Here is a 25730-nt window from a genome sequence, read left to right as displayed (position 1 = left end):
ATCACGCGCGCGGCAATCTTTTCCCGCAGCGCGATGGTGTTCACCGGTTCGTACTTGAGCAGCCGCCGCAGGATTGCCATCTGCGTGCGCAGCATGTCGCCCTCGGCGATGGCGGCGATCACCTTGCGCGCCGCGGCTTCGATCGTTTCCATGGCGCGCGCCACGTACACCTGCGTCATCGCGATGGCAAGTTCAGCATTGCCGCGGCCGGAAACCTTCTCCGCACGCAGCACCGCCGATTCCATGCAGTAGGTTTCAATGATGATGTCGGCCAGCGCCCCCATGATCTCCTGCTGGTCCACTAGTTTCTGCATGTATTTCTGCGAGGCGGCCCCGGCGGTGAACAGCGCGATTTTCTTGGCGTTGGCCAAGATCGCCTTCTCGGCGCCCAGCGGACCCTCCGGCGTTTCCGACATGGACGGGCCGCCGAGCACCTCATCCATGAGCCGCTTGATGGCAGGCATAAGCGGCAACTGCCCGGTCATGGCGCGTTTCATCAGGAAGCCGGTGATGATCAGCCGGTTGATTTCATTCGTGCCTTCGAAAATGCGGTTCACCCGCGAGTCCCGGTAGGCACGCTCCGCCGGGTACTCCTCGACGAAGCCGTAGCCGCCGTACACTTGCACGGTCGTATCCACCGCGCGGTCCAGCGCTTCCGATCCCCAGACCTTGATGATGGAGCACTCGACCGCGTACTCCTCGATGGCCTTGCGAATTTCCTTGGCCGCCTCGGGCGACTGCTTGTCGATTTCGCCGAGCGCGACGTCCATCATGCCGACGGTGCGATACACCGCGCTTTCGCCCGTCCAGATGTCCACCGCCATGTCGGCGATCATTTCGCGAATCAGCCCAAACTGCGAGATCGTAGTCGTGAACGCCTTGCGCTGCTTGGCGTAGGCGATGGCGTCCTGCAGCGCGGTGCGCGTGCCGCCGACGCATCCCGCTCCCAGCTTGAAGCGTCCGACGTTCAGAATGTTGAAGGCAATGATGTGCCCTTTGCCGATTTCCCCGAGCAGGTTCTCTACCGGCACTTTGCAGTCGTTGAGAATCAGCGGACAGGTGGATGATCCGCGAATGCCCATCTTGTGTTCTTCGGCGCCGACGGCGAAACCGGGAAAGGTCTTCTCGACGATGAATGCCGTGAACTTATCGCCATCCACCTTCGCAAATACGATGAACACGTCGGCAAAGCTGGCGTTGGTGATCCACATCTTTTCGCCGTTCAGGATGTAGTGCTTGCCATCGGGCGAGAGCACGGCCTTGGTGCGGCAGTTCAGCGCGTCGGAACCGGAGGAGGACTCCGACAATGCATAGGCGCCGACAAACTCCGCCGTCGCCAGCTTGGGCAGGTATTTCTGCTTCTGCTCTTCCGTGCCGAAGTAAACGATCGGCAGTGTGCCGATGCCGGAGTGCCCGCCAAAGGTCACCACAAAGCTGCCATACTTGGCGATGTGCTCGGCGACGATGGCCGCGCTGACCTTGTCCATGTCCATGCCGCCATAGGCTTCGGGAATTTCCACCGAGGTCAGCCCCAGTTCGCTGGCCTTCTTCAGCAGTTCGCGGGTGAGCGCCCAGTCTTTTTTCTCCAGTTTCTCGGCCGCCGGCGCGATTTCCTTGAGCGCGAACTCGTCGGTGGTCGCCGCGATCTGGAGGTGCTCGTCGGTGAAATCCTCGGGCGTAAAGACTTCATCGAGGTTTCGCTCTTCAATCAGGAAACTTCCGCCGGTAACCTTTTTGCGCGATACAGGTGTCGCTGTCGCCATGTTCAACCTTCCTAATTCTTAGCCACAGAGGCCACAGAGGCAGAATAGTCAGGCCTGTCCCAACCACGTCCGTAGACAAGCCGTTGGATTCCGTCCTTCAAATGAGCCGTCTGGAAATTAATTAAAAGACCGACGTTCTTGTTGCTGAGCTTCAGGTAGGAGAGCAATTGGCCTTTGTGCAAGGGAGTGAATGACTCGACACATTTCAGTTCCACGATGACCAGATCCTCGACGAGCATGTCGAGCCGGTATCCCAATTCGACTCGCACACCGTTGTAAACGACAGGAAGCTCAACTTCTGTCCGAAGTTTTATTCCAGAGGAGCGAAGTTCATGCATCAGGCAGACTTTGTACGCATTTTCCAACAGCCCCGGCCCGAGTGCGGTGTGGACTTTCATTGCCGCACCGATGATGGCATGAGTGAGGTCGTTGACCTGCATTGTTTTTCTCTCTGTGTTCTCTGTGGCTAACCAACATTTTCGAAAATTCCCGCTGCGCCCATGCCGCCGCCGACGCACATGGTCACAATGCCGTAGCGTCCATTGCGCCGTTTGAGTTCGCGGATGATGGTGGCCGTCAGCTTGGCGCCGGTGCAGCCCAGGGGATGCCCGAGTGCGACCGCGCCGCCATTCGGATTCACGCGCCCAGGGTCCAACCCCGCTTCCTGGATCACGCAAAGTGCCTGAGCGGCAAAAGCTTCATTCAGTTCAACCACGTCGATATCCGACAACTTGAGGCCGGCGATCTTCAACGCCTTGGGAATCGCAAACACCGGCCCGACGCCCATCTCTTCCGGCTTGTAGCCGGCGGTGGCAAACGACACGAAGCGCGCCAGCGGTCGGATCCCGAGCTGTTTCGCCCGCTCGGCGGACATGACCACCGCCGCCGCCGCGCCATCTGACATCTGCGAGGAATTGCCGGCGGTTACAATGCCGTGCGCGTGGAATGCGGCCTTCAGTGCGCCCAGCGCTTCCATCGTCGTGTCGGCGCGCGGTCCTTCGTCAACCCTGAATATGATCTCCTGCCGCTTGGGCTTGGAGCCGTTGGGAGTAGTGAAACTGACTGGTACCGGGACGGTCTCGTCTTCAAAACGTCCGGCTTCGATCGCGGCCAGCGCCTTCTTGTGCGAGTTGAGCGAGAACTCGTCCGACATCTCGCGCGTGACGCCGAACCGTTTTGCGAGCCTCTCTGCTGTCAGGCCCATGGATAGGTAGGCGTCGGGATAATTTGCCACCAGCCAGGGATTGGCCGAAACCTTGTGCCCGCCCATCGGAATCATGGTCATCGATTCCAGGCCGCCGGCGACGATTACCTCCGCGCCACCCGCCATGATCCGCTCCGCCGCCATGGCAATCGCCTGCAGCCCGGAGGAGCAGAAGCGGTTGATGGTCATGGCCGAGCATTCCACCGGCAGGCCAGCGCGCAACGACGCAATCCGGGCGACGTTCATGCCCTGCTCCGCCTCGGGCATGGCGCAACCCATGATGACATCTTCAATTTCTTTGGTATCGAGTTGCGGCACCCCTTCCAGCGCGCCGCGAATGGCGATAGCACCGAGTTCGTCGGGGCGCGTGGCGCGCAGCGTGCCTTTGTAAGCCTTTCCTACTGGCGTGCGAACAGAACTTGCGATAACAACTTCTCTCATAAATAGCTCTTAGCCTTTAATCGGCCATCGACCATCGGCCATCCTCGGCTTTAGTTCCTCAATGGCTTCCCCGTTTTCAGCGTGAACGCAATCCGCTCCTGCGTCTTCTTCTCGCCACAGAGCGATTTGAACGCCTCGCGCTCCAGGTCGAGCAGGTATTGTTCACCCACCGGGGTGCCGGGCGTGACGTTACCTCCGCACAATACTTCGGCTACCTTGTTTCCGATTTTCACTTCATGGTCGCTGATGTATTCGGCTTGCCTCATCAGATGCACGCCGAGTTTCAAAGTCGCCAAAATGCTCTCGCCCGGAGCCGGAATATCGGTGCGAGGCCGCGGCGGTTTGTAGGAGCGCAGTAGTTCGACTACGTGCGACTTGGCGTCCGCCAGCACGCGGTCGCGGTTCATCGTCACCTGGTCGGCGTTGGACAGGAAACCGAAGCCGCGCGCTTCCGCCGCCGAGGTTGAGACCTTCGCCATGGCGACCGTCTCGAACACTTTTTTCATCGCCTCCATGAGTTCCACTGACTCGCCGCGTCCGTCGGGCCTGATCGACGCTGCCGCGTCCACGGCGCGCAGCGTCATTTCCTTGCATCCGCCGCCGCCGGGCAGCAGTCCGACGCCTACCTCGACCAGTCCCATGTACAACTCGGCGTGCGGATGCCGCGCCGCGCCATGCAGCGAAATTTCGCAACCGCCTCCCAGCGTCATGCCAAACGGAGCCACCACCACCGGCTTCGGAGAAAACTTGATCGCCTGCGTCATCCCTTGAAACTGGCGAATGATCATGTCGATCTCGTCCCACTCCTCCTCCTGGATCGCCATCAGCAGCAGCATGATGTTGGCGCCGGCGGAGAAGTGCTGGCCGTCGTTGGTAATGACGAAGGCGTCGAAGTTGTCGCCCCCGCCGCCGGCCTTCAGCGTTTGCGTTACCAGTTGCATGATGTCGCCGCCGATGGCATTCATCTTGGTGTGGAACTCGATGCAGCCCACGCCGTCGCCCAAATCGAGCAGCGTCGCGCCCGCATTTTTCTTGACCACGCCGCCGGCTTTCTTCACCACCTGCACCGACCAGATCCCCGGCCGGACCTGCTGGTCCTTGTAGCCGGCATTGGCGACATCGAAGTACGCCACCCCGGAGGGCGCGGTGGAGTTCGTGTACCAGGTCGGCTTACCGGAGGCGAGCAGGCGCTCGACATTTGCGGCAACCGGACGCCCCTCTTTCTTCATGCGCGCCACAGTCGGCTCTACGCCGGCCGCGTCCCACAACTCGAACGGTCCCATCTCCCAGTTGAAGCCCATGCGCATGGCGCGGTCGATCTCCACCAGCGAATCGCAGACCTCGCCGATGCGGTTGGCGGAATACGTCCACAAATCCGAGAGCACCGACCACAGGAACTGCCCGGCTTTATCGCCTTTCTGCGGGCCGCCGCCATCCAATCCCAGCAAGGTGCGCAAACGCTGCGACGTGTCATCGATCTGCTTTGCCATTTCAAGGGTAGGGAACTTGGGCTTTTGACGCGGCCGGTACTCCAGGGTCTTCCAATCCAGTCCCAGCCGGTCATCCTCCTTGCCCTCGGCGCTCTTCGCCTTTTTATAAAAGCCGCCCTTGGTCTTATCGCCGAGCCACTTGCGCTCGATAAGCGCTTGGAAGAAGTCGGGCAGCTTCAGATCGCTGCGCTCGTCCTTCAGATTGTTCGTCATGTTGGAAACGACGTGTCCCAGGATGTCGAGCCCTACCATGTCGGCCAGTCGGAACGTCCCCATCTTCGGCCAGCCGACGGCGCTGCCGGTAAGCGCGTCCACTTCTTCGATGGTCAGGTCCATCTCCTGCATCAGCCGCATGACATTCAGCGCCGAGAAAGTCCCGATCCGATTGGCGATGAAATTCGGTGTGTCTTTGGAGACCACGATCCCCTTGCCGAGCAGCACGTCGCAGAAATGCGAGATCGCCTCGACCGCGGCCGGATCGCTGTCCGGCGTCGGGATGACCTCCAGCAGGCGCATGTAGCGCGGCGGATTGAAAAAGTGCGTTCCGAACCAGTGGCGGCGGAAATCGTCGCTGAAGCCTTCGGCGATTTTGCCGACCGGCAAGCCGCTGGTATTGGTGGTCATGATGGTCCCCGGCCGGCGCGCTTCCTCTACCTTCTTCAGCAGCGAGCGCTTGATCTCGAGGTTCTCCACCACCGCCTCGATCACCCAGTCGGACTCGGCGATGAATTTCATGTTGTCTTCGAAATTGCCGATGGTGACCAGGTGCGCGAGCGAGGGCTCGAAGAACGCTGCCGGCTTCGACTTGCGCGCCGCTTGCAGGCCCGAGGCGGCAATATGGTTGCGAGCTTCCCCGTCCGCATCCGGCGGCACGATGTCCATTAAGTAAGAGGGGACGCCGGCGTTGGCCAGGTGCGCGGCGATGCGCGCGCCCATGGTTCCCGCCCCGAGGACAGCGACCTTATCAATGCGTTTGATCATGGCAGTAATCCAGGTATTCCCCGCGCCAATATAGCAGTTTGAAGGCGTGCCGGCCTGTGACACGAGGGGTCAATGTTGCAAAGAAATTCGGCGTAAATGGGAAGCGCTTTTTGCGGGAATTTCGAAGCTGTAAGTAGCCAGGAACACGCTCGCTAACCGCCGGACCGGGCAGGAATGACCAATCTTTGCCAAAAAAAAATTATGGGCGCGTCGCAAGATGTGGGGTGAGGATGGCAGCGACGCGCCCTTATCAAGTTGAATCGAGAGTACGCCACCTATTTCGGCAGGTCAAGATAAATCATTGCTAGCGAGGTACTTACGAGATCAACCGTGCTAGCACGTAGGCCGCGGCGGCGGCAAGTGCACCGGTCACCAGTGTTTGTGACGCGCTCCGAAATGGGACGGCGCCGGTGAAGCGGCCTTTGATGTAGCCGAATCCCGCCAGCGCAATCAAGGTCACGCAAACCGAAGCGATCAACGCCATCGAAGCCTGGTTCAGCAGGATGTACGGCGCCAGCGGAATGAGGCCGCCCGCGACGTAGGATCCGGCAATCGTGGCCGCGCTGCGCACCGCGCGCCCCGGCTCCGGCGGCTCCAGTCCGAGTTCGAATCGCATCATGAAATCTACCCAGGCCTCGGGCCGTTTTTCCAGCGCCGCCACCACCGTATCCGCCTCGCCGGTGGCCATGCCGTATTCCTGGAGAATCTGCGAAACTTCGCGCGCTTCCTCCTCCGGAATCTCCTTCACCTCGCGCCACTCCCGCGCCCGCTCCTGCTCGTAGTGCTCGGCGTCACTCTTGGCGGCCAAGTACCCGCCCAGTCCCATCGCGATCGATCCCGCGGCGATCTCCGCCAGTCCGGCGACTACGATCACGTGCGTTGCCTTGATCGCACCGGAAAGCCCGGCCGCCAGCGCGAACGGCACGGTAAGTCCGTCCGCCATTCCGATCACGATGTCGCGCACGGCTTCGCTGGAAGTGAAATGTCGTTCGATGTGCGGTGTCTGCGGCATGAGTGCCTCGTTCTTACAGTTGTGGATGCGCGGCCAGGTAATCCTGCGCTAGCTTGATGACGTCTCGTTCACCGCGATAGCTGAGCCTTTGCGGCGCTTCTTCCAGGGGTAACCACAACGCTTGTCGTACTTCGCGACGCATCGCCGGCGTGATCTGCCCGATCCGGCCGCTGCGGTAGCGCAGCAGGAAAAAGCTCACGATCTTGAACACGCGCTGGCGGTCGCCCCAGGAACGAACGTAAATGTACTTGATGTCATCCAGTTTGGTGACCACCTCGGCTTCCACGCCCGTTTCCTCGCGCACCTCGCGAAGGGCGGCTTGTTCCGGTTGTTCACCCTTGTCCACGTTTCCCTTGGGCAGCGCGAGCACAGTGGCAGCGGTGCGAACCCCAGCCTTTTGGCGCCTCTGTGGTTCGATCACCGCCACCCACCACCGCTCCTGTCGGCGGCGGAGGACTACTCCTCCGGCGGAGAATTCGCGCTCCATGAAAGTGGCTCGCCTCGCGTTACCGGGGAATCAACGGCCGTTACCGCCGTAACCTAGCGTAAGCGGCATTCCTGCTGCATCATTCCTGCGACACCGGGCATCATATCGATTGTAACGTCCGAGTGGGGCCGGATCCGGAAGCAGGGCCACGGTATGCTACATAAAATTAAGCGCTCGGTTCGCGCATTCGTGGGCGGACTGAAACGCATTTCAGAAGCGCCGCTTGCCCCAGTGGCGCCCGACACACCTGCCGTAGGACTCGCGCTTGGCGGCGGCTTTGCCCGCGGCCTGGCGCATATCGGAGTCCTGAAAGTCCTCGAAGAAGAAGGCATTCCCGTCAATTTCATTGCCGGCACCAGTGTTGGTTCCGTCATTGGGGCTGCCTATTGTAGCGGCATCTCCGCCAAGGAACTGGAGGAGATTGCCGGCCTGGTTCGCTTCAAGGATTTTGCCCGCTGGACGCTCTCGCGCTACGGTTTCGCCAGCAACGACCGCATGGAGCGCTTCCTTAAGAAGATGCTGCGCTGCCATACCTTTGAGGAGCTGAAAGTTCCGCTCGCCGTGGCCGCCACCGATTTTGCCAGCGGCGAAGGTGTGGTCTTTCGCTCCGGACCTTTGGTCGATGCGGTGCGCGCCAGTTGCGCCTATCCCGGCATGTTCTTGCCGGTGAACGTGAATGGACGTCTCATGGTCGATGGTTTGCTCGCCCACGCCGTGCCTACCGTGCCGTTGAAGCAAATGGGTGCGCAACGTGTGATCGCCGTTTACCTGAGCGCGCATTGGGTGAACCTGAACGGGCCGCGCCACGTTTTCGACGTCATCGGCCAGTGCTTTTCGATTGCGCAATCGAAGATGTCAGGATTGTGGGAAACGGCCGCGGACGTGATTCTTCAGCCCGATGTGCGCGGCTTCAGCTACGACGGCTTCGACCGCGCTCCGGAACTCATCCGGGCCGGTGAAGTCGCCGCGCGCCAGGCGCTGCCTGCGATCCGGCAATGGTTCGCTCAACCGGCGGGCGTGGCGTTGACCCAGGCACCGCCCGTCAAGGCCCCATCGCCCGCATAGGAGCGCCGGCGTTACTCTTCGAGGAATTGAAGGCCGTAGCGGTAGCCATTGCGGTGGAGCACGAGCGCGCGCACCTTGCGGCCTTCCAGATGGACCAGCACTTTTTCCCCAATTCCCAGATCGCCGCACACGATCGCTCCCAATCCGCCGGCGGTCTGGTCTCGCCCGCTCGCGTGGTAAACGCAACCGTCGCTGTCGGCAACCAGCAGGGAACCGTGAAAAACCGTTCTTTGCGAAAGCCGCCGGTCAACCTGGCTGGGAGCCAGGAAATGCTCCGAGAACCACGTGCGGCATCGCTCAAGAACAGGCGGCATGGGGATAATCCTGGGGCATCATAGCACCGTGTTGCGGCAGACCGGGCCGCTTCAATCCCGAGTACAGTGCCTCACTTCGCTCGGCCAGCCAGGCCTCAAACTCCCGCCGGGAGCCATGCGAAAAATTCAACAGCCTCAGGCCTGCGCGCCCGCACGCATCGGCCCATGCCACATCGCAGTCGGCTTCAATCGGAGCCCTGGCCCCGGGCAGCACGAACTGGACGCGGACGCCGGACGGCCAACCTGTCAATAGATTCGACTGCAATCCCATGCCGCGAGTGCTTACGTTCCGCGACGTGGCCTGGAGCGACAGCCTGGTCGCGAACCGCACCGTCACCGGCACCTCCACCGCGTGCCGTAAATAGCGGAAGTGCTCACGCGCAATCAGGCCGTAGGCGGCACGCAGCAGGCGGGAGACGCGCTCCCGAGTGATGGGCTTCACCAGCATGAAATTGGCGCCGCTGCGGAATGCCGATCCCATGTTCGAGCCCGGCCGAGTCAGGGCAATGGCGATGGTATTGCGGTTACGCCCTTCCAGTCGCGTCGTCTCCAGCAGGGAGACTCCGTCGTAATGATCAAAGTCAGTGATCACGGAAGCGAACTTCCATTCCGCCACTCGCTGCAGGACCTTTTGTCCGCTGGCATGGTGTTCGGATTGGATGCCGAATTCCTGTACTGCCCGCTCGACAGCTTGCTGCAGAAGGAAATCCCGGGTGAACAAAAGGGCGTTGATCCGCATGCGTATGGTCCCTGCATGCGAGACGGGCCGGCGCCGCGATCTTGCGTTTTTTCTTGCCGCGATGTTGCAAATCGGGAAGAGTTGGTAATTGCCTAGGTTCTCAGAATGGACATTTTCCCCGTGGCAAGATACGTTCACACCAGCCAGGAACTCTCTTTCAAGGCGGAAACATGACGTCGGATGTCGAACGCCGCCGCGCTCGCCGTGTAGCCACTCAGATTCCCGTGCGGCGGGCCGATGAAACCGGCAGGACCGTCTTTGCCGTCACTAAGGACATCAGCCCGGCGGGCGTGTATTTCTACGCCGAGACCAACGACTGGCGCGAAGGCAAGCAGATCGACTTTGTGCTCGACCTGCCGGAGGAAGTGACCGAAGCCGGCGTCGCCACCGGAATCTGTCGCGGCACCATCATCCGGACGGAACGCATCGAGAGCGTGGTGGGTGTCGCGGTCCGCATCGATCGTTTTTCATTCCTCAGCTAAATGCCCACGATTACTTCGACCACGGCGGCACAACGCCGGACGTGCGCGCGTAGGCCACCAACTGCCCCATGTGCTCGTTCGAGTGCACGATGGCGCGGAGATACAGTGCGTCCGCCGTCGTCTCGCGCTTCAGAAAGGTGACCTTTCGTTCCATTTCCTTGGGTTTTTCAGCGGCATGGGCGGACTGTACCGCATCCAGCGAACGCTTCAACCACGCCATCACGTCGGCTTTCGCGGTGATTTCTTTTTCTGTGCCTTGCTTGATTTCCGCCGGCATCTTCTGGCCCAGCACGCTCAGAAAATAGAAATTCGCGATCGCGATGTGCATGTACACCTCGCTCGTCGAACGCACACCCGGCGCCGGCCGCCAGGCGAACTTGTCGGCCGGCGTGGCCTCTGCCAACGCGATCAACTGGCTGGAAACATGCTTCCATTCGCCGTCCCAACCCTGTCCAACCCCCTCTGGAACCTGCGATAACAGCGGTTGCGCGCACAAACAAATCAGCGCCAGTACGATCTTCTTCTTCACGACGCCTCCTCATCCCTTGCACCAGCCCAAGCATTCTATCGGAATCCCAATTCGGCCCGAAGCCTGACGCTTGCGCCTCAACTCCTGTTTCCGTTGACCCTGCCTCTCTACGCCATTAGACTTACCCCCTATTCCCCTCGTCCAGGACTCGCCGTGAAAACTTATCGTTCTGCGCGTGAAGTGCTCGTGGCCATCGAGCAAGTGCTGGCGCCGAAACTTCGGATGGCGCCTCGCGTTCGTGGTTTGCGCCCGATTCGTGGCGCGCACCTTCCGCAGTCGCCGCTCGAACAGTTCGCCCAGCTACTGCAAAGCGGAAGGCAATATTTCGCCGTCACCATGTTCATTGCCGCCGGGGAACGTGTGCTCCGCGTGGCCTCCGCGGGACCCGCGCCGCGCTGCGATTCTATGCGGCTCGGTGAGGGCAATGTCGGTCAAGCTGCAAAAACGGGCGAAGCCAAGGTCGTGCCCGACGTGTCGCGTGATCGGCAGTACGTCAAAGTGTTTTCGGAAACCCGTTCCGAGCTGGTGATGCCCATTAAGATCGGGGCGCATGTGATCGGGGTCATTGACGTTGAGAGCGATCGCCTGAACGGCTTCCCGTATGCAGCCCGCGTGCTGCTACGCAAGGTTGCGGTCACGCTCGCCAAGTACCTTGTCGGACGGGGCAAGTACGTGGTCCTGCACGCGCGTCAAACGGTTCTGGCCAGTCCGCCCGTTTCAGTGAAGCCGCCGCAGCTACCGGCGCCCCCCTTGCGCGCCGCCGTGGCCCGCGCCGGGGTCGAAGCGGAAAGGCAGGAGCGGTTGCGCGTGGCAGCCGGGGAGAAAGCTCGTTCATGAGCACCGCGTTCTAGCCATTTCTACACCAAAGTTCAATTCCCCACGGTGACATGGCCCGCCACGGTTCCCCGTATTACCTTTTCGCTGCATGGCTATTCATGGTGAAGAACAGTTTGCCAGCCTGATTGCCGGGGCTGGAATCGTTTGGTCCATCGACTTCGTCACCAGCAGCCCGGTTCCTGCCAGGGCAATGGTATTTCCGGCCGGCCCGTTGGAAATTTGCGCCCTCGGTATCCTGGTCTGGCTGCATGCCAAGTGGAGGCGGACGCGCGACAGCAATGACCGCCACTACCTTGCGTCAGCGCATTACTAATTGGGTTCTAAGGTGTTCCGAGGATTCTCCGGCGCGGCTGCAAACCCGACAATGCATCGGTTCGGAGAACCCCATGGACACGGTTATTGAACGGTTCATCAGCGCGCACGATCGTTATCAACAGCTCGACAAGCTTCGCACCAATTGCCATTCGCCCCAGGAACGCGAATACCTCTACATAGAGATTCTGCGCGCCTACCTCGACGTCCAATATCAGGCCATGGTCATTACCGGTATGCAAACCTGTGATGGCATGGAATTCGCACGCTGCAACTGATCCCCCGCCGGCCGCGCTGACCGGTCCAAACCTTGCCCAGCGCCGACTTGCGCCACCAATTAGACCAGCAAATTGACAACTGAATCCTGCACTTCTGCGTCTAAATTGAAGCCCGTCGTGTCGTAAGCGCCCGCGTCGAGGCGCCCCGAGGACTGCATGCCTGTCGCGCGAATCGTTACCCCCAACATCGACCAAAGTTCCCAAGCACTCAACAAGCTCATTGAACGGCTGCAGGCGGCCGGATACGAGGTTGAAATTGCCTCGCCCGAGGAAACTGGTCCCGAACCCGACCTGCTCGTCGAAATTGGCGAGGTTCCCGCGCACGACGTCCTGGAAATGGCTGTCGGGATGGTCCGCGATGACGGTGCAGACCTGTTCGTCGCGCCGGGAGTCCTGACCGCGCGTCCTGACTCGGCCGCCTCGCATGTGCCCGAAACTCATGGCGCGACTCCCGCCGCAACCGGTTCGCCGTCAATTGAGCCCGCTTTCAAGCAGGCGAAAGAATCTGTTGCAACGGCCACTCCAACTTCGTATTCGGCTGACGCTCGCGCGAGCGAGGAGCGACGCTTGCCCGACGAGATCGAAGCGCCATCAATTTCCGAGCGCGAATCCAAAGAGGGCGGCGTGATCGGCGAGAGGGTTGGGCAACTTGGTGCCGCCTTGGCCGATGGAAGCGCCGGGGTCCGCGACGCTCTTTCCTGTGTCTACAAGCGTGTCACTGAGTCGTGGTCAGAATTTCAGCAGCGTCGCGCTGAAACTGTGCAGGCTCTTCGCCTGGAACGCGAGCAGCGCGCGTTGGAGCGTGAGCAGGAGCGCCGCCGGCATGAAGTCGAGCTGCAACGCCAGGCGGAAGAAAAGCAGAGCTTGCTCGCCCAGCGTGAACGGGCGGCCCAGGAACGCGAGCGTGTTTTACGCGAGCAGATGGCGCAGGACTCCGCTCAGCGTGCCGAGCAGGAACGTGCCGCACGCGAAGCATTGGCCCGCGAAGCTGCCCGTCGCGCCGAGGAAGCTCATGCCGCCGAGCCAGAACGCCTCCGCCTGGCTGCCCTTGAGGCGGAGCGTCTCCGCGTCATCCGGGAGCGGGAAGCACAGCGCGCTGCAGCACTCGCCGCCGAGCGCGCCGCTCGTCCTCGCCACGTGGAAACTCAGCCTCCGTCCCGAGTGTCGCCGGTTCCAGCGCTGGTCACGCACGCGATTGTCGCGGACGCCATGCCCGTGTCCCCGCCGCGGCTGGTGCCGGCAAGTCGCCGTCCTGGCCAGCGCGAGCGCCAGTGGCAACGCGCCGCCTTCGTCGCTTCCATAGCTACCTTGGCTGCCATGATCGGTTTTGCCATCGCCGCAAATCGCCATCCCAACACTCCGCTTCCCGCCTCATTAATGCAAAACGAGGCGCAGCAGCAGGTCCCATTCGGCCCCGCGCGGATGGACGTCTCCACGGTGGGAAAAGCCGCGGGTGCAGGCGTAGCTGTGCCGGCTTTGCCGCGACCGAGTTTGACCAAGCAGGCCGCGCAAGCTCCCAGCCAGGTGTGGCAAAAGCCCAGTGCCGGCAAGTCCGCGTCGCGACGGAATCGGCGCCGTTTCACCTCCACTGAACGTGACACTTCCGCAGACGACGAAGTTGTTGTCCGGCACCTGCAGGCGACTCCGCAACCCGCCCAGCGTGCCCAGAAGAGTTCCGGCGTTCGGCGCTACTCGGATGAGAACTGAAGCAAAGATTGTCACAGAAAAAAGAGAGGCGTCGCACCCGCGACGCCATTCCTGACTTTTGCCCGTGAGGCTCGCGGCTTACTTGATCGCCACCAGCTTCTTGGCCAATTCCGAGTAGTCCTTCTTCTCGAGGCCGTGTACCTGCTTGTTGTACTCGTCCACCTTCGAGGAGTAGTTCATGGAGCAGAACTTCGGTCCGCACATCGAGCAGAACGCCGCTTCCTTGTAGTACTTGTCCGGGAGCGTCTCGTCATGCATCGAGCGGGCCGTCTCGGGATCCAACGACAGTGCGAACTGCTGTTCCCAGTCGAACGTGTACCGGGCATGGCTGAGCGCGTCATCGCGATCGCGGGCCCCAGGACGGTGACGCGCGATGTCGGCCGCGTGCGCCGCAATTTTGTACGCGATGATTCCGTCTTTCACGTCCTTATCGTTGGGCAGGCCCAGATGCTCCTTGGGCGTGACGTAGCACAGCATCGATGCTCCGTACCATCCGATCATCGCCGCGCCAATCGCCGACGTAATGTGGTCGTAGCCGGGCGCAATGTCGGTGACCAGCGGCCCCAGCGTATAGAAGGGCGCGCCGTAACACATCTCGACTTCCTTCTCCACCTGCTCCTTGATTTTGTCGATCGGTATGTGCCCCGGCCCTTCGATCATGGTTTGCACGTCGTGTTTCCACGCGATCGTGGTCAACTCGCCGAGCGTTTTCAGTTCGGCGAACTGCGCCTCGTCGCTGGCGTCCGCCACGCAACCGGGCCGCAGCCCGTCGCCAAGCGAGAAGCTGACGTCATACTTCTTGAAAATCTTGACGATGTCCTCGAACCGCTCGTACAGGAAATTCTGCTTGTGGTGGTGCGCCATCCATTGCGCCAGGATCGCGCCGCCGCGGCTGACGATGCCCGTGATCCGCTGCGCCACCAGCGGCAGGTACTGGATGAGCACGCCGGCGTGGATGGTCATGTAATCCACTCCCTGCGCCGCCTGCTCCTCGATCACTTCCAGCATGATGTCGGCGTTCAGGTCTTCCAGCCGCTTCACGCGCGCGATGGCTTCGTAAATCGGCACGGTTCCGATCGGCACCGGCGAATGCCGCAGGATGGCCTCGCGGATCTCGTGGATATCGCCGCCCGTCGATAGGTCCATCACCGTATCGGCGCCGTAGTGCACCGAAGTATGCAGCTTGCGCAGCTCTTCATCGATGTTGGAGGCGACCGCGGAATTCCCGATGTTGGCATTGATTTTGCACTTGGACGCCACCCCGATGGCCATCGGCTCCAGTTCCGGATGCTGGATGTTGGCAGGTATGATCATGCGCCCGGCGGCGACTTCGTCGCGCACCAGTTCGGGCGTCAATCGCTCGCGCTCGGCAACGTACACCATCTCCTCGGTGGTCTTGCCCTGGCGCGCGTAGTGCATCTGCGAAAAATTGTCATCGCCGCTGTGCGCCCCTTCCTCGCGCCGCTTCTTGATCCATTCCTCGCGCGGCTTGGGAATCCACGCGCTCTGCTCGTGACCGTCTCCGTTGTGTTTTACGTCACTCATGGGTTGGTCGGCTCCCTCTCTCAAAAACCACCATTATACCCCGCGTCCTGGTTTCCGAACCGAGAACGCCGCTCACAGACTTTTGTGATGTTGACCTCGGTTTGCCGTACGCGTTACAGTTTCGACAGTGGGGCAGCATGCTCGATCATAAAAATCGGTCCACTTACCTCCGATTCGCCGTCGCCATCCTGATCGTCCTGGTGTCGCTCGGATATCTTGCCTTCACCGGCGTGCAGCAGAGTAAGAGCTACTACGTAACCATCAAGGAGCTGCGCGAGATGAACGACAGCCGCTACGCGAAGCGGCTGCGCGTGGCCGGCAACGTGGTGCCCGGTTCCATTCGCCGCCAGGGTTCGCGTGTCGAATTCGCGCTCAAGGAGAACGACCTCATGTTGCCCGTCGTTTATACCGGCACCGAGGCCCCGCCGGATACCTTCAAGGACGATTCCCAGGCCATGGCCGAGGGCCGTTTCGGCCGCGACGGCGTCTTCCATGCCAACCAGCTCCAGGCCAAGTGCGCGTCCAAATACGCTCCCGCCCCCGATCAGCCCGGAGCGCCCGGTTCGCAGCCTACCAGCGCGCCCGCCAAGCCACTGCAGAAAGCTCAGGCAGGAAGCACGACGACCGCCGGTCTGTCGCAGTAAAATCCGAGCGTCTGACTGCCACCGAGTCCCAACCCGCGCCCGCCATCGTCCTGACCAAGGTCACCAAGCTGTTCGGACGCTTTGCCGCGCTGCGCGATATCAGCGCTGAATTTTCGGCCGGGCGCCTCTATCTTGTGCTCGGCGATAACGGGGCGGGGAAGTCCACGTTGTTGCGAGCCATTGCCGGCCTCATGCGTCCGTCGCGCGGCGATGTCACTGTCCTCGGTTTCACTGGATTGCGTTCTGTTGCCTCGGAAATCGGCTACATGGCGCACGCGCCGCTCCTCTATGACGAATTGGACGGCATGGAAAACCTGCGCTACTTCGCCCGCCTTTACGGCATTCGCGGCGACGGGCGCTGTGCTGGGGTGATGCGGGCCGTCGGCCTCGACCCCGATCTCAAGCGCCGCATCGGCCAGTACTCGCAGGGCATGCGGCAGCGCCTCTCGCTCGCCCGCAGCGTTCTCCATGACCCGGCGATCCTTCTCCTCGACGAGCCTTTTTCCAACGTGGACATTATTTCCGCGCGCGAGATGGTTCGCCTCCTCGGCGAAATGCGCGATGCCGGCAAGACTGTCTTCGTGGTGACCCATCAGCCCGCGCTTCTCGATGGCGTTGCCGATGAATCCGTCATCATGAACGCCGGCCAGATTGTTGCCCGCGAAAGCGCCCGCGCGGAGGTACCGCGATGAGCCGCCTGTTCGCCGCCCTTCGCTCCCTCGTTTACGCTTCCGGTTTCGTGCTGCTTTGGGGCTGGCTCGCGATGTATGTGAGCGGCATCGATGCGCGCGCCGGCCGTTCGCTACCCGGCTGGTGCGTTGCGCTGGCCTTTGTCATCGGCATCCCCGGTCTGCTTCTCGACTTGCTCTGCATCGGAGCTTTTTCTTTTCGCGGAAGCGGTACTCCTGCTCCGTTTGACGCGCCCCGGCGCGTGGTTGCTGCCGGCCCCTACAAGTACGTGCGCAATCCCATGTACATCGGCGCGCTCGCGATGCTGGCCGCCTTTGGGCTGTACCTGCGGTCTCCCTCCGTCGTGATGTTTGCTTTAGCCTGGATCGTGGCCGTGCATCTCGGCGTTGTCTATCTGGAAGAACCCGACCTGCGCCGAAAGTTCGGCGAATCGTACGACGAATATTGCCGCGCTGTGCCGCGCTGGATTCCTCGCTTCAGCCGGCAGCAGGACCTGAAAAGCAAACCGGCGGTACAGCCATGAGCACCGCCGGCGTCGCTCGGAACCGGACTTCCGCTCCCGGGTTCTTCGATATTCTTCGCGTCACCCTCGCCAAGGACCTGCGCCTGGAGTGGCGTTCCAAGGACGCCATCAACTCCATGCTGTTTTTTGCCCTGCTCGTGGTCGTGATCTTCAGCTTTTCTTTTGACCTTACCGCCGAAGAATCGCGACGCATCGCCGGCGGGTTGGTCTGGGTAGCCCTGCTGTTTGCCGCCGTCGTCGCGTTGAACCAGACCTGGGCCCGCGAACTTCGCAACCAGGTGTTGGACGCCTACCGCGTCTCGCCCGCGCCCGCCGAATCTCTCTTCCTGGCCAAAGCATTCGGCAATTTCCTGTTTGTCATCATCCTGGAAGCGCTCATGGCGCCGCTGTTCGTCGTCTTCTACAACTTGCGCAGCGTCGGACCCGCTTACCAGCTTGCCATCGCCTCTGCTTTAGGCACATGGGCGCTCGTCGTGAACGGCACTTTTTTTGCCGCCATGTCTATCCGGACTCGCAGCCGCGAAGTCATGTTGCCGCTGCTGCTGTTCCCCATTTCGATTCCCGCCCTGCTGGCCATGGTGGCGGCCACCACTGCCGTTCTCACCGGCGACAGCTCTCCCTACCTGCCGCTGGTCTTCCTCGCCGTGTACGATATAGTGTTCACGATCGTCGGATTCTTCCTCTTCGAAACCGTTTTGCAGGCTGAATGAAATCCGCTTTTTCCATCTTCGCCCTGGCTACGCTGGCATTGTTGTCCTACGGTCTGTACCAGGCGCTAATCGTCGCGCCACGCGAAGTGACGATGGGCGATGCGCAGCGCATCTTCTACTACCATGTGCCCTCGGCATGGACCGCGTTCCTGTGCTTCTTCGCCAATCTCGTGGCTTCCGTCTGGTACCTGGCATCGCGAAATCCCAAGGCCGACGCGGTCGCTCTCTCGACGGCTGAAGTGGGCGTCGTTTTCACTACCGTCGTGCTCGTCACCGGGCCCATCTGGGCCAAGCCGATCTGGGGCATCTGGTGGACCTGGGACGCGCGCCTCACTTCCACCCTCGTTCTCTGGCTCATCTATGTCAGCTACTTGATCTTGCGCCGCTATTCGACCGCCGGCCAAAATCCTGTGCTCGCCTCCGTGCTCGCCATTTTCGGCGCCGTCGACGTGGTATTTGTTTACATGGCGATCCGCTGGTTTCGCACCCAGCATCCGCAGCCGGTCATCGGGGGGGGCGAAGGATCGGGCATCGACCCCCGCATGATGCACGCCTTGCTGATCAATTGGCTTGGATTTCTCGCGCTCGCCGCCCTGGTGCTCTATCTTCGCTATCGGCTCGAGCGGTTGCGCCAGCAAATCGAAGAAGCGCATGCCATGAAGGCCATTGCCGGCGCCGCAAGGGGGACAAGATGAAGTGGGTTTATGCCGCCTACGCCGCTGCTTGGGCGATCCACATCGTTTACCTGCTGATCCTGACTCGCGGCTACCTGCGCCTGCGCGACGATGTCGAAGACCTCCATCGCAGCTGACGCTCGTACCAAACCGGTAAGAGCCTAGAAACTGGAACCCCGCACTATCCTGAACCCATAATCCGCATACTGAAACTCCGGCGGAATACTCGATCTCGTGTAGCATCTCGCATTCTTCACGTGATGCCGCCACGACCCGCCGCGCGATGACCGCCTCGTCCCACCGTCCGGTCCCCGCGGATTTCTCTCCGGCGATTGCGCGTAATACCCCGGGTCAAACCAGTCGCTGCACCATTCGTGCACGTTCTCGCACATTTCGTACAGACCATATCGGTTCGGCTCGCCGTGCCCCACCCGCTCCGGCCCGGTCTTCCACTTGGCGGCGTATCCCGGACGCGACTGAGGCGGCTCGTTTCCCCACGGATAGGTTTCGTCTTCTACTCCGCCGCGCGCGGCCCGCTCCCACTCCGCCTCACTCGGCAGCCGGTACCGCCGTCCCGTCGTCGTGCTCAGAAATTTGCAGTAGGCTACTGCTTCGAACCATGACACCGCCACCACCGGCTGGCCGGGATCATGGAAAGCCGGATCGTCAAAATTCGGCGGCGCCGGCGCGCCGGTGGCGCGCAAGTAATGCGCGTAGTCGCCGTTGGTGACCTGTGTTACCGCCATCTCAAACCCATCCACCCAGACGCGGTGCCGCGGACGCTCGCAATCCAGTCCCTGCTCGCTGCCCATCCAGAACCAGCCTTCGGGCACACGCACCATCACTGGTTCTGCCATCGCACTCGGCGGCCTCGCCGCTTCGTACACACCCATGCTGTTGAGGCTAGCACAGGCCGGCTATGGCGAACTCGGTATTAACCAATGCGACATCATGCGTGACGAAAAAACTTTCTTGCTTTGCGTCCTCTTCCCTCGGGAAACTGGTAGAGTTGAACCGCCTTGGGCGGGAGAGAGAGCCGCCTGAGACGATTACTGCTACTCGGTCTAGAGATCGCGAGCCAAACTCGGCACTGCCTCCGCTGCTTCCGAGCACGCCCCAATCGCCAGACCTCAATCTCGAGGACAACATGAAGAACATCTACGTGGGCAACCTGGACTTCAGGACCAGCGAGGACGAACTGCGCCAGATTTTCGAGGGTTACGGCGCGGTTGAGCGCGTCAACATGATTCGCGATCGCGATACCGGGCAGCCACGCGGCTTTGCTTTCGTCGAAATGACCAATGACGCCGAAGCCGAAAAAGCGATCGCCGGCATCAACGGCAGTAATGTCGGAGGCCGCAATCTGAACGTCAGCGAAGCCCGTCCCAAGCCCGAACGCACCGGCGGTGGTGGTGGCGGCGGTGGTCGTGGTGGACGTGGCGGCGGCGGTGGCGGCCGTGGGGGTTACGGCGGCGGCCGCGGCTACTAGAACCCAAGGCAGCTAGTGGCTGGTGGCTGGTGATTCGTGTCAGAGGCAGCGGCGATGATTCCACTCGCCGCGCGAATACGTCGCAATATTATTGGCCACTAATCACCAACTACCCGATACCGCTACCAGCTACTAGCCACTAGCACCCAGCCCCTAAGTACTAACTACTGACCATTAACCACTGCTTTGTGACGCCGCGCACCCTTGCGCGTGACCTCCTTGTTCATCACTGAATTTCCCGCTCGCCCGCCTCTATAATCCGCCACGGACTGCTAGTTCTGTCGTTCATCTCGCGAGGAGGCGACGTGAAGATTTCGAAATTATTTGCCATCATCATGGGCCTGGTTCTTCTCTTCTTGCTATGCGGCGCCGGTTTTGCCGCCGATAAGGAGGCGCCCGCCACCATCATCCTCAAGGGCAATCCCATGGGGGGCGTGAAGTTCATGCACTCGGCTCACGCCAAGGACCGCAATATCAAGTGCGAAACGTGCCACCATGCTTCCAAGCCGGAAAAAGCCGCCACCGGCAAAACGCAGGCCTGCAAGGACTGCCATGCCAAGACAGCCGCTGCTCCGATGAAGACCACCTACAAACTCGCCTTCCACGACGCCACCGCTAAGAAGGGCATCTGCATCGATTGCCACCTGGCGCAAAATGCCAAGGGCAAGAAGGCGCCCACGAAATGTACCGAGTGCCACCAGAAAGCCAACGCCTGATTGCGGCTGCTGTTCCGCTGACCTGATCAACAGCACGTCCTTTCCCCTTGTCGCTCGACCGTTTGAGTGACAAGGGGACTTTGCGCTGCCTCCGCTCACCAGTGAGTGCACTGCAGTTCGACTCTGGGCAGCAATCCCCGGTGATAACGCCCGCATCGAAGTTCATGTTTCCCGACATGAACCTCCATTCGTCAACTCGGGTTTCTTGCTTGCTGCTGGCGCTGGCAACCAGCATGGGCACCGTCGCTCACGCGCAATGCGTGGACAACACTTCCCGTGAGTTGCGCCAGGACGGCGCAAAGATCTGGACCGGGTTCGTCGAGGCGCCCCGCAACGCCATTCGCTTGCGCAATCTGAAATGGGAGTTGCCCATTGCGGCGGCCACGGGAATCTTGATTGCGACCGGCGATTCCCCCGCCAGCCGCCTGATTCAGTCTCATTCAACGCTCCAGCGCCAGGCTGACCGCTGGTCCACCATTGGCTTGGCCGTCGAACTGGGCGGCGCCGGGCTCGGCTACGCCCTCGGCTGCGGCCAGCATCGGGAAAATATGCGTTCCACCGCCCAGACCGCCCTCGAAGCCGCGGGTGCCGCCACCGTGTTTGACTACGCTTTGAAGAAAGCCACCAATCGCGAGCGGCCTTCCGTGGACAACAGCTCCGGCGAATACTGGGAAGGCGGTACTTCCTTTGCTTCCGGACACGCCGCCGCCAGCTTTGCCGTGGCCAGCGTCATTGCTCATCGCTACCCGCATAAGCGCTGGCTCAAGTGGGGAGCCTACGGGCTTGCTGCCGCGGTGAGCCTGGGGCGCTATCCCGCCAAACAGCACTTCTTTTCCGACATCGTCATTGGCGGCACACTCGGCTACGTTACCGGGACTTATCTTGCGGGGCCGCGGTCGGGATCTCGCTAAGCCGCTGAAATTGCCGGACCTCCAGGGTGCTTCGAGCGCAATCAGCACCGTGGTTCACCGCCGCTCGTAATCTCTTGTTCCTTCCTCCTCCTCGTTACAATCCCCCTCGATGGAGACCATGATCACCACCCCGGCCAGCGCCAGCATGGACCTCGGTGCCGGCCATGGTCCGGATAATTCCGCCAAGACGAGGATGGCGGCCTTTGCCATCATCCTCATCGTAGGTATAAGTCTTGGCCTCGCCAACGCCGCCAATCGCGCCGGCTTGGTGCCGCACCGCCAGGACACGACGGTCTACTTCGGTCGCGCTGATTGGAGTGTTGGCGAGGAGCGCAGCTGCATTGCTTTGCCGGAGACCGATGGTTCCATGATTTTTCTCGGCTGCGTCAATGGCGGAACCCCGGAATTTTCACCCGAAGTCTGGCCGGTCACTTACTGGGGCAAAACCCGCCGCCCTGACATGTTTGAGTACGTCCACGCCGATCCTGGCATGCACACCTGGCAGTGGCGCTGCCGCCGCTACCGCAACTCGCTCACCTGTTTGGCCGTCAACTAGGTTTGCAGGATGTCAGCGCGGTTAATCGCCGTTTGCCACCGGATCGCTTCCTCCGGCGGCGCTGTCTTGTAGTGCTCCCGCACCTGCGCCATCAGGTATTTCTGCGCATCGGCGATCGAGGGATGGTTATTGGCGGCGGCAACGGCCTTTTTCTGGCCGAAGTCGAACACCATGGCGGTCCAGCTGGCAGGCGCGTCGCACGTCAACAGGAGCGCGACATCGGGTTGCTGCAGGATGGCGAAAACGCGGTCGCCGGCACGATAGCTTTGTTTGGGAAGCTTCAGGACAATCCTCCGGAGTCGCGTGGAATTCTATCGAAAACTTTCGGGCCCGCGTCAAGCTTGCTTTTGCCCCAGTGCCAAGCGCAACCGGCAGAGCGCGGCAAGCGGCGGCACACCCCGACAATCCCTTAAAGTTCCAGAACACCTTTGGGCGTGTTCAGCGAAACTGTCAGCTTGGGCGCTGCTCCGTGGCGAACATCGGCGCGGATGCCGAAGATGCGTAATGCCGCCTCCAGTTTCTTCGCGTCAGGCGAAATCAGCTGCAGGGCCTTCAGGGTGCAACCCTGTGGCGAGTCTGCGGAGGGATGCAGCGATTGCGCTCCCCACTCGATAAAGAACGGCAGCAGCCCGTTCAGGTCGTCGGCCGGCGTCAGGAAGGACCACTCCAGCAGGCGGCCATCGGGACGCTTGCGCGAACCCGGCGTGGGACCTTCAAACTTCAGTCCTGCCTTTTCAGCCGCGCGGCGCGTGGCCTCCATGTCATGCGTCGCGGCCGCCCACGTGTAGGGTGCCGGCAATGATAGCGATCGAAAGACTCGCAAGCGCGGCGTGTCCACGTTCGGCTGCTCGGGATCGGGCGCCAGCAGTTCCAGGTAGTGCGGCTTGCCCAGTGAGGCCAGCGCATTGCGAGTGCCGCGCCCGGGATGACGTCCACCCACCACCGGGCGCACTCCAGTCTTCTTTTCGAACCAGTCGATGGCCGCTTCCAGGTTCGGCGAGCCGACCAGGATGTGGTCGAAGGCGTCCTTGGCATCGGTGAGCGCCATGTCAGCACCAATCGAATTTGGACTGCAGACGGCGGCCGAAAGCGCCATGCCGCCGAGTTTGAGGGCGTCGCGGCGTGTGAGATCGCGAGGCATCATTTACTCCGCCTTGAGCTTGGGAGAGGATGCTGTCGCCGGCTTGTCGTCCTCCACCCGAATACTTCCGCTGTCATCGGCGAAGAATGCGCGATGAGCGTTGTCGAACTGCTTGGGGACCATCGAAAGGGAGTATTCCTTGCCGGTGGAATGGAATTGAACCGTGTAGTCTCCGCGATTGGTGTTCGTCATCCGCCGCGTGAACGAGCCGGAGCCGACCAGCGACTGCAGCGACGTCGCATACTCGTTGTGCTTCTTCTTGTACAGGCGCTGCGCCATGATGGCGGTGCGCATGTAACCGAGCGCGCCCGCTTCCGTCGTGGAATGCGCCGGATCACCCTTGAACTGCGGCGTGTAAGTGGTTTGCCCAGAGGCGAGAACGGTGAGAGCGAGTACGGCGGCGGCAATGCGGACGTGAATGCCCATGGCGGACCCCATCAAGTGCGGCGACATACAAGCTATCGCAGAACCGCCATGCGTGGGAATAGGCGTTGCAACGGCTGAGGGATGTTACTCAGCGGGTTGACTGGCGCGGGCGCACCGCGAACGCGACGTTTTGCCTCCCGGGATCCAGGACACGCCGAGAGCATAAAGGATCAACTGGTCCTCCACGGTGAGCGGAACCACGCCGGCGGCGACGTCGAACGCATAGCGCACGTTGCGGTTGCGTGTGACACACCAGCGTTCGTGCCGGATGATGCCCCGGCAATACTCGCAGGCGGATTCGGCGGCGTATCGGTTGCTTTGGTACCACGTCGGGGGTTGGTTGATGGGCATTGCTTGACCTCGACTGGACAAGCTTGTACCCGTTCCGCACCGCCATGGCGTGACCGGGGTCACAGGCAAGCGTGACGCCTATAACTACGGCGCGGCCGCGCCATGACCTCAGGTCTGCAACTGCTGTGCCAGCAGCTTCAAGCGGGATGCATCCAGCGGCAGTTCGTAAGGTATGTAGAGCGCGATGCGGTCCAGCAGGCCGGCGTAGCGTTCGCGCAGCTGTTGGCCGATCTGGTCGAAAGGGCCGCTGGCGGCGATGGTGTCCAGCATCTCGTCGGTGATCAACGCGGCCATGCCTTTCCAGTCGCCTCGCAGGGATTTATCGTGCAGCTCGGGAACCACCGCTTCCCAGCCGTGCGCGGCGAGTACCGGTTCGTAGGTGCGCGTCGAAGCATAAAACGCAATCTGCTGGCGGACCGCCTCGGCATTGCGTGCGCGCTCCTGCTCGCTCTCTCCCACGATGACAAATGCTGCCGTGGCATAGGTAAAGTCCGCGCGCGAGCGCCCGGATGCCTGCAATCCCTCATTGACCGCGGGATGAACGTATTCGCGCAAATACTTGGGTGTGTTGAAAGGGTGGACGTGCAGCCCGTCGCAGACCTCGCCCGCCACGCGGCACATGTAGCGGTTCACGCCGGCGATGAAGACGGGAACCTTGGGATGCGCGATCGGGCCCGGATTGAAGAACGGCGTCATCAGGTCGAACTGGTAGAAGTGGCCGCGGAAGTTCAGCGGCGTGCCATCCTGCCAGCACGCCCAGATGGCGCGCAGCGCCATGACCACCTCGCGCAGCTTGGGGCCGGGCGCTTCGAACTTGACCGAGAACCGGCGCTGGTTGTGCGCCCGCACTTGTGAGCCGAGGCCGAGAATGAAGCGCCCGGCGGAGGACTTCTGCAGGTCCCATGCGGTATACGCCAGGATCATCGGGCTGCGCGGAAAGGCCACCGCGATCGAGGTGCCGACCTTGAGACGTGTAGTGCTTGCGGCGGCGACCCCGAGCGCAAGGAAAGGATCGTGCTGAGTTTCCGAGGTCCAGAGACAATCGCAGCCGGCCGCTTCCATCGCGCGCGCGTACTCGCCAACCTGGCGGAGATCGTAATTGTGCAAACCGACGTCGAGTTTCATGCGTGGCCGTGCTTCAAGGTGCCTTGGCAGGGTTGACTTCCGTCACCGGAACATCCCAGTGGCCGAGGAGTATTTCAAAGCGGCGCTGCTCTTCGCGCTTGAACGTTTCCTGGTCCGGGAAGAGCTGTTTCGTCCACGCTTCTTCCTGCGGATTCGACGTAGTCGCAACCGTGGAGTTCTTGAATTTCAGGGTCACGCGGTAATCCCAGCGGCCTTCTTCAGTCATGTGGTTGGCGGGGGTGTCAATCTTGACTGAGATGATTCGTCCGTTTTCGACATTCTTTTTCAGCAGCGGGTAGTGGTTCTTGAGGAACAGCTGCAGGAACTCCTGCTGATGTCCCCACTGCACCTTGTAGTAATACTCCATCGTATAAGGCTGGTCGGCAGCGGTTTGTGGCGGCGCCCCCTGGGCGAGGGCGGCAATGGCGGCAAGATGGACCAGCAGCAGAGTTCTCATGGCGCCTCCAGGAAGCGGGATGACCTTGTTTGTTCGCGCACCGAACCACCAGCAATCGACAGGTGGGAGGGACCCAACTTGTGACCTCTGGACATGTCCGGACGTACATTGTCCTAATGCCGAATTGGGGT

31 protein-coding genes are annotated in these 25730 nt (G+C 61.4%); 14 read left to right on the top strand and 17 right to left on the bottom strand.

Features of this window, described 5'->3' with window-relative positions:
* From VFI82_14590 to VFI82_14565, 6 genes are all read right to left on the bottom strand, one after another.
* On the bottom strand, positions 1 to 1763 hold a 1763-nt coding region (locus VFI82_14590; protein ID HET7185911.1), incomplete at its 3' end, for an acyl-CoA dehydrogenase family protein.
* Between the two features lie 11 nt (positions 1764 to 1774).
* Positions 1775 to 2203: a GxxExxY protein gene (locus VFI82_14585; GenBank protein ID HET7185910.1), complete on the bottom strand. Its 429-nt coding sequence runs from the start codon at positions 2201 to 2203 to the stop codon at positions 1775 to 1777.
* 26 nt (positions 2204 to 2229) lie between these two features.
* On the bottom strand, positions 2230 to 3408 hold the full coding sequence (locus tag VFI82_14580) for an acetyl-CoA C-acyltransferase (GenBank protein ID HET7185909.1): 1179 nt from the start codon (positions 3406 to 3408) through the stop codon (positions 2230 to 2232).
* Positions 3409 to 3458: 50 nt separating this feature from the next.
* Positions 3459 to 5879 carry a 3-hydroxyacyl-CoA dehydrogenase NAD-binding domain-containing protein gene (locus VFI82_14575; protein ID HET7185908.1) on the bottom strand — a complete coding sequence of 807 codons (2421 nt, stop codon included), beginning with the start codon at positions 5877 to 5879 and terminating at the stop codon, positions 3459 to 3461.
* Between the two features lie 316 nt (positions 5880 to 6195).
* Positions 6196 to 6891 carry a VIT1/CCC1 transporter family protein gene (locus tag VFI82_14570; GenBank protein HET7185907.1) on the bottom strand — a complete coding sequence of 232 codons (696 nt, stop codon included), beginning with the start codon at positions 6889 to 6891 and terminating at the stop codon, positions 6196 to 6198.
* A gap of 13 nt (positions 6892 to 6904) precedes the next feature.
* Positions 6905 to 7378, bottom strand: coding sequence for an NUDIX domain-containing protein (locus VFI82_14565; GenBank protein HET7185906.1), 474 nt, complete (start codon positions 7376 to 7378; stop codon positions 6905 to 6907).
* A gap of 153 nt (positions 7379 to 7531) precedes the next feature.
* On the opposite strand from VFI82_14565, the gene VFI82_14560 reads away from it, so the two are divergent.
* The gene (locus VFI82_14560) at positions 7532 to 8443 is read left to right on the top strand and encodes a patatin-like phospholipase family protein (GenBank protein HET7185905.1); all 912 of its coding nucleotides are present in this window, start codon (positions 7532 to 7534) and stop codon (positions 8441 to 8443) included.
* Between the two features lie 11 nt (positions 8444 to 8454).
* On the opposite strand, the gene VFI82_14555 is transcribed toward VFI82_14560, so the two are convergent.
* Together VFI82_14555 and VFI82_14550 are read right to left on the bottom strand one after the other, a co-directional pair.
* Positions 8455 to 8757 carry a hypothetical protein gene (locus VFI82_14555; protein ID HET7185904.1) on the bottom strand — a complete coding sequence of 101 codons (303 nt, stop codon included), beginning with the start codon at positions 8755 to 8757 and terminating at the stop codon, positions 8455 to 8457.
* A complete protein-coding gene (locus VFI82_14550; GenBank protein ID HET7185903.1) occupies positions 8741 to 9496 on the bottom strand; it encodes a PilZ domain-containing protein in 756 nt (251 codons plus the stop codon). The genes VFI82_14555 and VFI82_14550 overlap by 17 nt, the downstream gene beginning before the upstream one ends.
* Before the next feature lie 170 nt (positions 9497 to 9666).
* Between VFI82_14550 and VFI82_14545 the strand changes: the two genes are divergently transcribed.
* Positions 9667 to 9978, top strand: a complete 312-nt coding sequence (locus VFI82_14545) for a PilZ domain-containing protein (protein ID HET7185902.1) — start codon at positions 9667 to 9669, stop codon at positions 9976 to 9978.
* A gap of 10 nt (positions 9979 to 9988) precedes the next feature.
* On the opposite strand, the gene VFI82_14540 is transcribed toward VFI82_14545, so the two are convergent.
* Positions 9989 to 10507: a DinB family protein gene (locus VFI82_14540; protein ID HET7185901.1), complete on the bottom strand. Its 519-nt coding sequence runs from the start codon at positions 10505 to 10507 to the stop codon at positions 9989 to 9991.
* A gap of 153 nt (positions 10508 to 10660) precedes the next feature.
* On the opposite strand from VFI82_14540, the gene VFI82_14535 reads away from it, so the two are divergent.
* From VFI82_14535 to VFI82_14525, 3 genes are all read left to right on the top strand, one after another.
* Positions 10661 to 11344 (top strand): GAF domain-containing protein, encoded by a 684-nt coding sequence (locus VFI82_14535; GenBank protein HET7185900.1) that lies wholly within the window; start codon positions 10661 to 10663, stop codon positions 11342 to 11344.
* Between the two features lie 386 nt (positions 11345 to 11730).
* A complete protein-coding gene (locus tag VFI82_14530) occupies positions 11731 to 11934 on the top strand; it encodes a hypothetical protein (protein ID HET7185899.1) in 204 nt (67 codons plus the stop codon).
* Positions 11935 to 12090: 156 nt separating this feature from the next.
* Positions 12091 to 13641: a hypothetical protein gene (locus VFI82_14525; protein ID HET7185898.1), complete on the top strand. Its 1551-nt coding sequence runs from the start codon at positions 12091 to 12093 to the stop codon at positions 13639 to 13641.
* 78 nt (positions 13642 to 13719) lie between these two features.
* On the opposite strand, the gene thiC is transcribed toward VFI82_14525, so the two are convergent.
* Complete coding sequence (gene thiC / locus VFI82_14520; GenBank protein ID HET7185897.1) at positions 13720 to 15186, bottom strand: phosphomethylpyrimidine synthase ThiC; 1467 nt, start codon at positions 15184 to 15186, stop codon at positions 13720 to 13722.
* 137 nt (positions 15187 to 15323) lie between these two features.
* Between thiC and VFI82_14515 the strand changes: the two genes are divergently transcribed.
* From VFI82_14515 to ccsA, 5 genes are read left to right on the top strand one after another with little or no spacing between them, the layout of a single operon-like run.
* The gene (locus tag VFI82_14515; GenBank protein HET7185896.1) at positions 15324 to 15830 is read left to right on the top strand and encodes a cytochrome c maturation protein CcmE; all 507 of its coding nucleotides are present in this window, start codon (positions 15324 to 15326) and stop codon (positions 15828 to 15830) included.
* Between the two features lie 11 nt (positions 15831 to 15841).
* The gene (locus VFI82_14510; protein ID HET7185895.1) at positions 15842 to 16522 is read left to right on the top strand and encodes an ABC transporter ATP-binding protein; all 681 of its coding nucleotides are present in this window, start codon (positions 15842 to 15844) and stop codon (positions 16520 to 16522) included.
* Positions 16519 to 17043 (top strand): isoprenylcysteine carboxylmethyltransferase family protein, encoded by a 525-nt coding sequence (locus tag VFI82_14505; protein HET7185894.1) that lies wholly within the window; start codon positions 16519 to 16521, stop codon positions 17041 to 17043. Before VFI82_14510 ends, VFI82_14505 begins: the two co-directional genes overlap by 4 nt.
* On the top strand, positions 17040 to 17753 hold the full coding sequence (locus VFI82_14500; GenBank protein HET7185893.1) for a heme exporter protein CcmB: 714 nt from the start codon (positions 17040 to 17042) through the stop codon (positions 17751 to 17753). The genes VFI82_14505 and VFI82_14500 overlap by 4 nt, the downstream gene beginning before the upstream one ends.
* On the top strand, positions 17750 to 18448 hold the full coding sequence (ccsA, locus tag VFI82_14495) for a cytochrome c biogenesis protein CcsA (protein HET7185892.1): 699 nt from the start codon (positions 17750 to 17752) through the stop codon (positions 18446 to 18448). The genes VFI82_14500 and ccsA overlap by 4 nt, the downstream gene beginning before the upstream one ends.
* A 140-nt stretch (positions 18449 to 18588) precedes the next feature.
* Here ccsA and VFI82_14490 read toward each other — a convergent pair whose 3' ends face one another.
* Positions 18589 to 19284 carry an SUMF1/EgtB/PvdO family nonheme iron enzyme gene (locus tag VFI82_14490; GenBank protein HET7185891.1) on the bottom strand — a complete coding sequence of 232 codons (696 nt, stop codon included), beginning with the start codon at positions 19282 to 19284 and terminating at the stop codon, positions 18589 to 18591.
* A 290-nt stretch (positions 19285 to 19574) separates the two neighbouring features.
* Between VFI82_14490 and VFI82_14485 the strand changes: the two genes are divergently transcribed.
* The 4 genes from VFI82_14485 to VFI82_14470 all read left to right on the top strand — a co-directional run bounded on the left by VFI82_14485 (position 19575) and on the right by VFI82_14470 (position 22099).
* Entirely contained in the window at positions 19575 to 19916 is a 342-nt protein-coding gene (locus tag VFI82_14485) for an RNA-binding protein (GenBank protein HET7185890.1), read from the top strand.
* Positions 19917 to 20221: 305 nt separating this feature from the next.
* Positions 20222 to 20632 (top strand): cytochrome c3 family protein, encoded by a 411-nt coding sequence (locus VFI82_14480; protein HET7185889.1) that lies wholly within the window; start codon positions 20222 to 20224, stop codon positions 20630 to 20632.
* 176 nt (positions 20633 to 20808) lie between these two features.
* The gene (locus tag VFI82_14475; GenBank protein ID HET7185888.1) at positions 20809 to 21543 is read left to right on the top strand and encodes a phosphatase PAP2 family protein; all 735 of its coding nucleotides are present in this window, start codon (positions 20809 to 20811) and stop codon (positions 21541 to 21543) included.
* A gap of 118 nt (positions 21544 to 21661) precedes the next feature.
* Positions 21662 to 22099, top strand: coding sequence for a hypothetical protein (locus VFI82_14470; GenBank protein ID HET7185887.1), 438 nt, complete (start codon positions 21662 to 21664; stop codon positions 22097 to 22099).
* Here the strand turns inward: VFI82_14470 and VFI82_14465 are convergent.
* The 6 genes from VFI82_14465 to VFI82_14440 all read right to left on the bottom strand — a co-directional run bounded on the left by VFI82_14465 (position 22096) and on the right by VFI82_14440 (position 25599).
* Positions 22096 to 22305 (bottom strand): hypothetical protein, encoded by a 210-nt coding sequence (locus tag VFI82_14465; protein HET7185886.1) that lies wholly within the window; start codon positions 22303 to 22305, stop codon positions 22096 to 22098. The genes VFI82_14470 and VFI82_14465 overlap by 4 nt on opposite strands.
* 203 nt (positions 22306 to 22508) lie before the next feature.
* Positions 22509 to 23240 (bottom strand): VOC family protein, encoded by a 732-nt coding sequence (locus VFI82_14460; protein HET7185885.1) that lies wholly within the window; start codon positions 23238 to 23240, stop codon positions 22509 to 22511.
* Positions 23241 to 23243: 3 nt separating this feature from the next.
* Positions 23244 to 23693, bottom strand: coding sequence for a hypothetical protein (locus VFI82_14455; protein HET7185884.1), 450 nt, complete (start codon positions 23691 to 23693; stop codon positions 23244 to 23246).
* Between the two features lie 57 nt (positions 23694 to 23750).
* On the bottom strand, positions 23751 to 24017 hold the full coding sequence (locus VFI82_14450) for a hypothetical protein (GenBank protein ID HET7185883.1): 267 nt from the start codon (positions 24015 to 24017) through the stop codon (positions 23751 to 23753).
* Positions 24018 to 24125: 108 nt separating this feature from the next.
* Positions 24126 to 25142, bottom strand: coding sequence for a TIGR03617 family F420-dependent LLM class oxidoreductase (locus tag VFI82_14445; protein ID HET7185882.1), 1017 nt, complete (start codon positions 25140 to 25142; stop codon positions 24126 to 24128).
* A 13-nt stretch (positions 25143 to 25155) separates the two neighbouring features.
* Positions 25156 to 25599, bottom strand: coding sequence for a hypothetical protein (locus VFI82_14440; GenBank protein ID HET7185881.1), 444 nt, complete (start codon positions 25597 to 25599; stop codon positions 25156 to 25158).
* Between the last annotated feature and the right edge of the window lie 131 nt (positions 25600 to 25730).

It is taken from the genome of Terriglobales bacterium, assembly GCA_035691485.1.
GTDB lineage: Bacteria > Acidobacteriota > Terriglobia > Terriglobales > Acidobacteriaceae > JAIQGF01.
The sequence above is the reverse complement of the archived record's forward strand: the minus strand, read 5'-3'. Positions and strand labels throughout refer to the sequence as shown.

What these genes read in the sequence shown, in the direction of transcription:
- ccsA (HET7185892.1), top strand. Translation starts at nt 17,750, where the DNA reads ATGAAATCCGCTTTTTCCATCTTCGCCCTGGCTACGCTGGCATTGTTG.
- VFI82_14575 (HET7185908.1), bottom strand. Translation starts at nt 5,879, where the DNA reads ATGATCAAACGCATTGATAAGGTCGCTGTCCTCGGGGCGGGAACCATG.
- VFI82_14585 (HET7185910.1), bottom strand. Translation starts at nt 2,203, where the DNA reads ATGCAGGTCAACGACCTCACTCATGCCATCATCGGTGCGGCAATGAAA.
- VFI82_14470 (HET7185887.1), top strand. Translation starts at nt 21,662, where the DNA reads ATGATCACCACCCCGGCCAGCGCCAGCATGGACCTCGGTGCCGGCCAT.
- VFI82_14450 (HET7185883.1), bottom strand. Translation starts at nt 24,017, where the DNA reads ATGCCCATCAACCAACCCCCGACGTGGTACCAAAGCAACCGATACGCC.
- VFI82_14490 (HET7185891.1), bottom strand. Translation starts at nt 19,284, where the DNA reads ATGGCAGAACCAGTGATGGTGCGTGTGCCCGAAGGCTGGTTCTGGATG.
- VFI82_14560 (HET7185905.1), top strand. Translation starts at nt 7,532, where the DNA reads ATGCTACATAAAATTAAGCGCTCGGTTCGCGCATTCGTGGGCGGACTG.
- VFI82_14530 (HET7185899.1), top strand. Translation starts at nt 11,731, where the DNA reads ATGGACACGGTTATTGAACGGTTCATCAGCGCGCACGATCGTTATCAA.
- VFI82_14565 (HET7185906.1), bottom strand. Translation starts at nt 7,378, where the DNA reads ATGGAGCGCGAATTCTCCGCCGGAGGAGTAGTCCTCCGCCGCCGACAG.
- VFI82_14440 (HET7185881.1), bottom strand. Translation starts at nt 25,599, where the DNA reads ATGAGAACTCTGCTGCTGGTCCATCTTGCCGCCATTGCCGCCCTCGCC.
- VFI82_14445 (HET7185882.1), bottom strand. Translation starts at nt 25,142, where the DNA reads ATGAAACTCGACGTCGGTTTGCACAATTACGATCTCCGCCAGGTTGGC.
- VFI82_14460 (HET7185885.1), bottom strand. Translation starts at nt 23,240, where the DNA reads ATGCCTCGCGATCTCACACGCCGCGACGCCCTCAAACTCGGCGGCATG.
- VFI82_14545 (HET7185902.1), top strand. Translation starts at nt 9,667, where the DNA reads ATGACGTCGGATGTCGAACGCCGCCGCGCTCGCCGTGTAGCCACTCAG.
- VFI82_14500 (HET7185893.1), top strand. Translation starts at nt 17,040, where the DNA reads ATGAGCACCGCCGGCGTCGCTCGGAACCGGACTTCCGCTCCCGGGTTC.
- VFI82_14555 (HET7185904.1), bottom strand. Translation starts at nt 8,757, where the DNA reads ATGCCGCCTGTTCTTGAGCGATGCCGCACGTGGTTCTCGGAGCATTTC.
- VFI82_14505 (HET7185894.1), top strand. Translation starts at nt 16,519, where the DNA reads ATGAGCCGCCTGTTCGCCGCCCTTCGCTCCCTCGTTTACGCTTCCGGT.
- VFI82_14525 (HET7185898.1), top strand. Translation starts at nt 12,091, where the DNA reads ATGCCTGTCGCGCGAATCGTTACCCCCAACATCGACCAAAGTTCCCAA.
- VFI82_14570 (HET7185907.1), bottom strand. Translation starts at nt 6,891, where the DNA reads ATGCCGCAGACACCGCACATCGAACGACATTTCACTTCCAGCGAAGCC.
- thiC (HET7185897.1), bottom strand. Translation starts at nt 15,186, where the DNA reads ATGAGTGACGTAAAACACAACGGAGACGGTCACGAGCAGAGCGCGTGG.
- VFI82_14515 (HET7185896.1), top strand. Translation starts at nt 15,324, where the DNA reads ATGCTCGATCATAAAAATCGGTCCACTTACCTCCGATTCGCCGTCGCC.
- VFI82_14455 (HET7185884.1), bottom strand. Translation starts at nt 23,693, where the DNA reads ATGTCGCCGCACTTGATGGGGTCCGCCATGGGCATTCACGTCCGCATT.
- VFI82_14485 (HET7185890.1), top strand. Translation starts at nt 19,575, where the DNA reads ATGAAGAACATCTACGTGGGCAACCTGGACTTCAGGACCAGCGAGGAC.
- VFI82_14580 (HET7185909.1), bottom strand. Translation starts at nt 3,408, where the DNA reads ATGAGAGAAGTTGTTATCGCAAGTTCTGTTCGCACGCCAGTAGGAAAG.
- VFI82_14475 (HET7185888.1), top strand. Translation starts at nt 20,809, where the DNA reads ATGAACCTCCATTCGTCAACTCGGGTTTCTTGCTTGCTGCTGGCGCTG.
- VFI82_14550 (HET7185903.1), bottom strand. Translation starts at nt 9,496, where the DNA reads ATGCGGATCAACGCCCTTTTGTTCACCCGGGATTTCCTTCTGCAGCAA.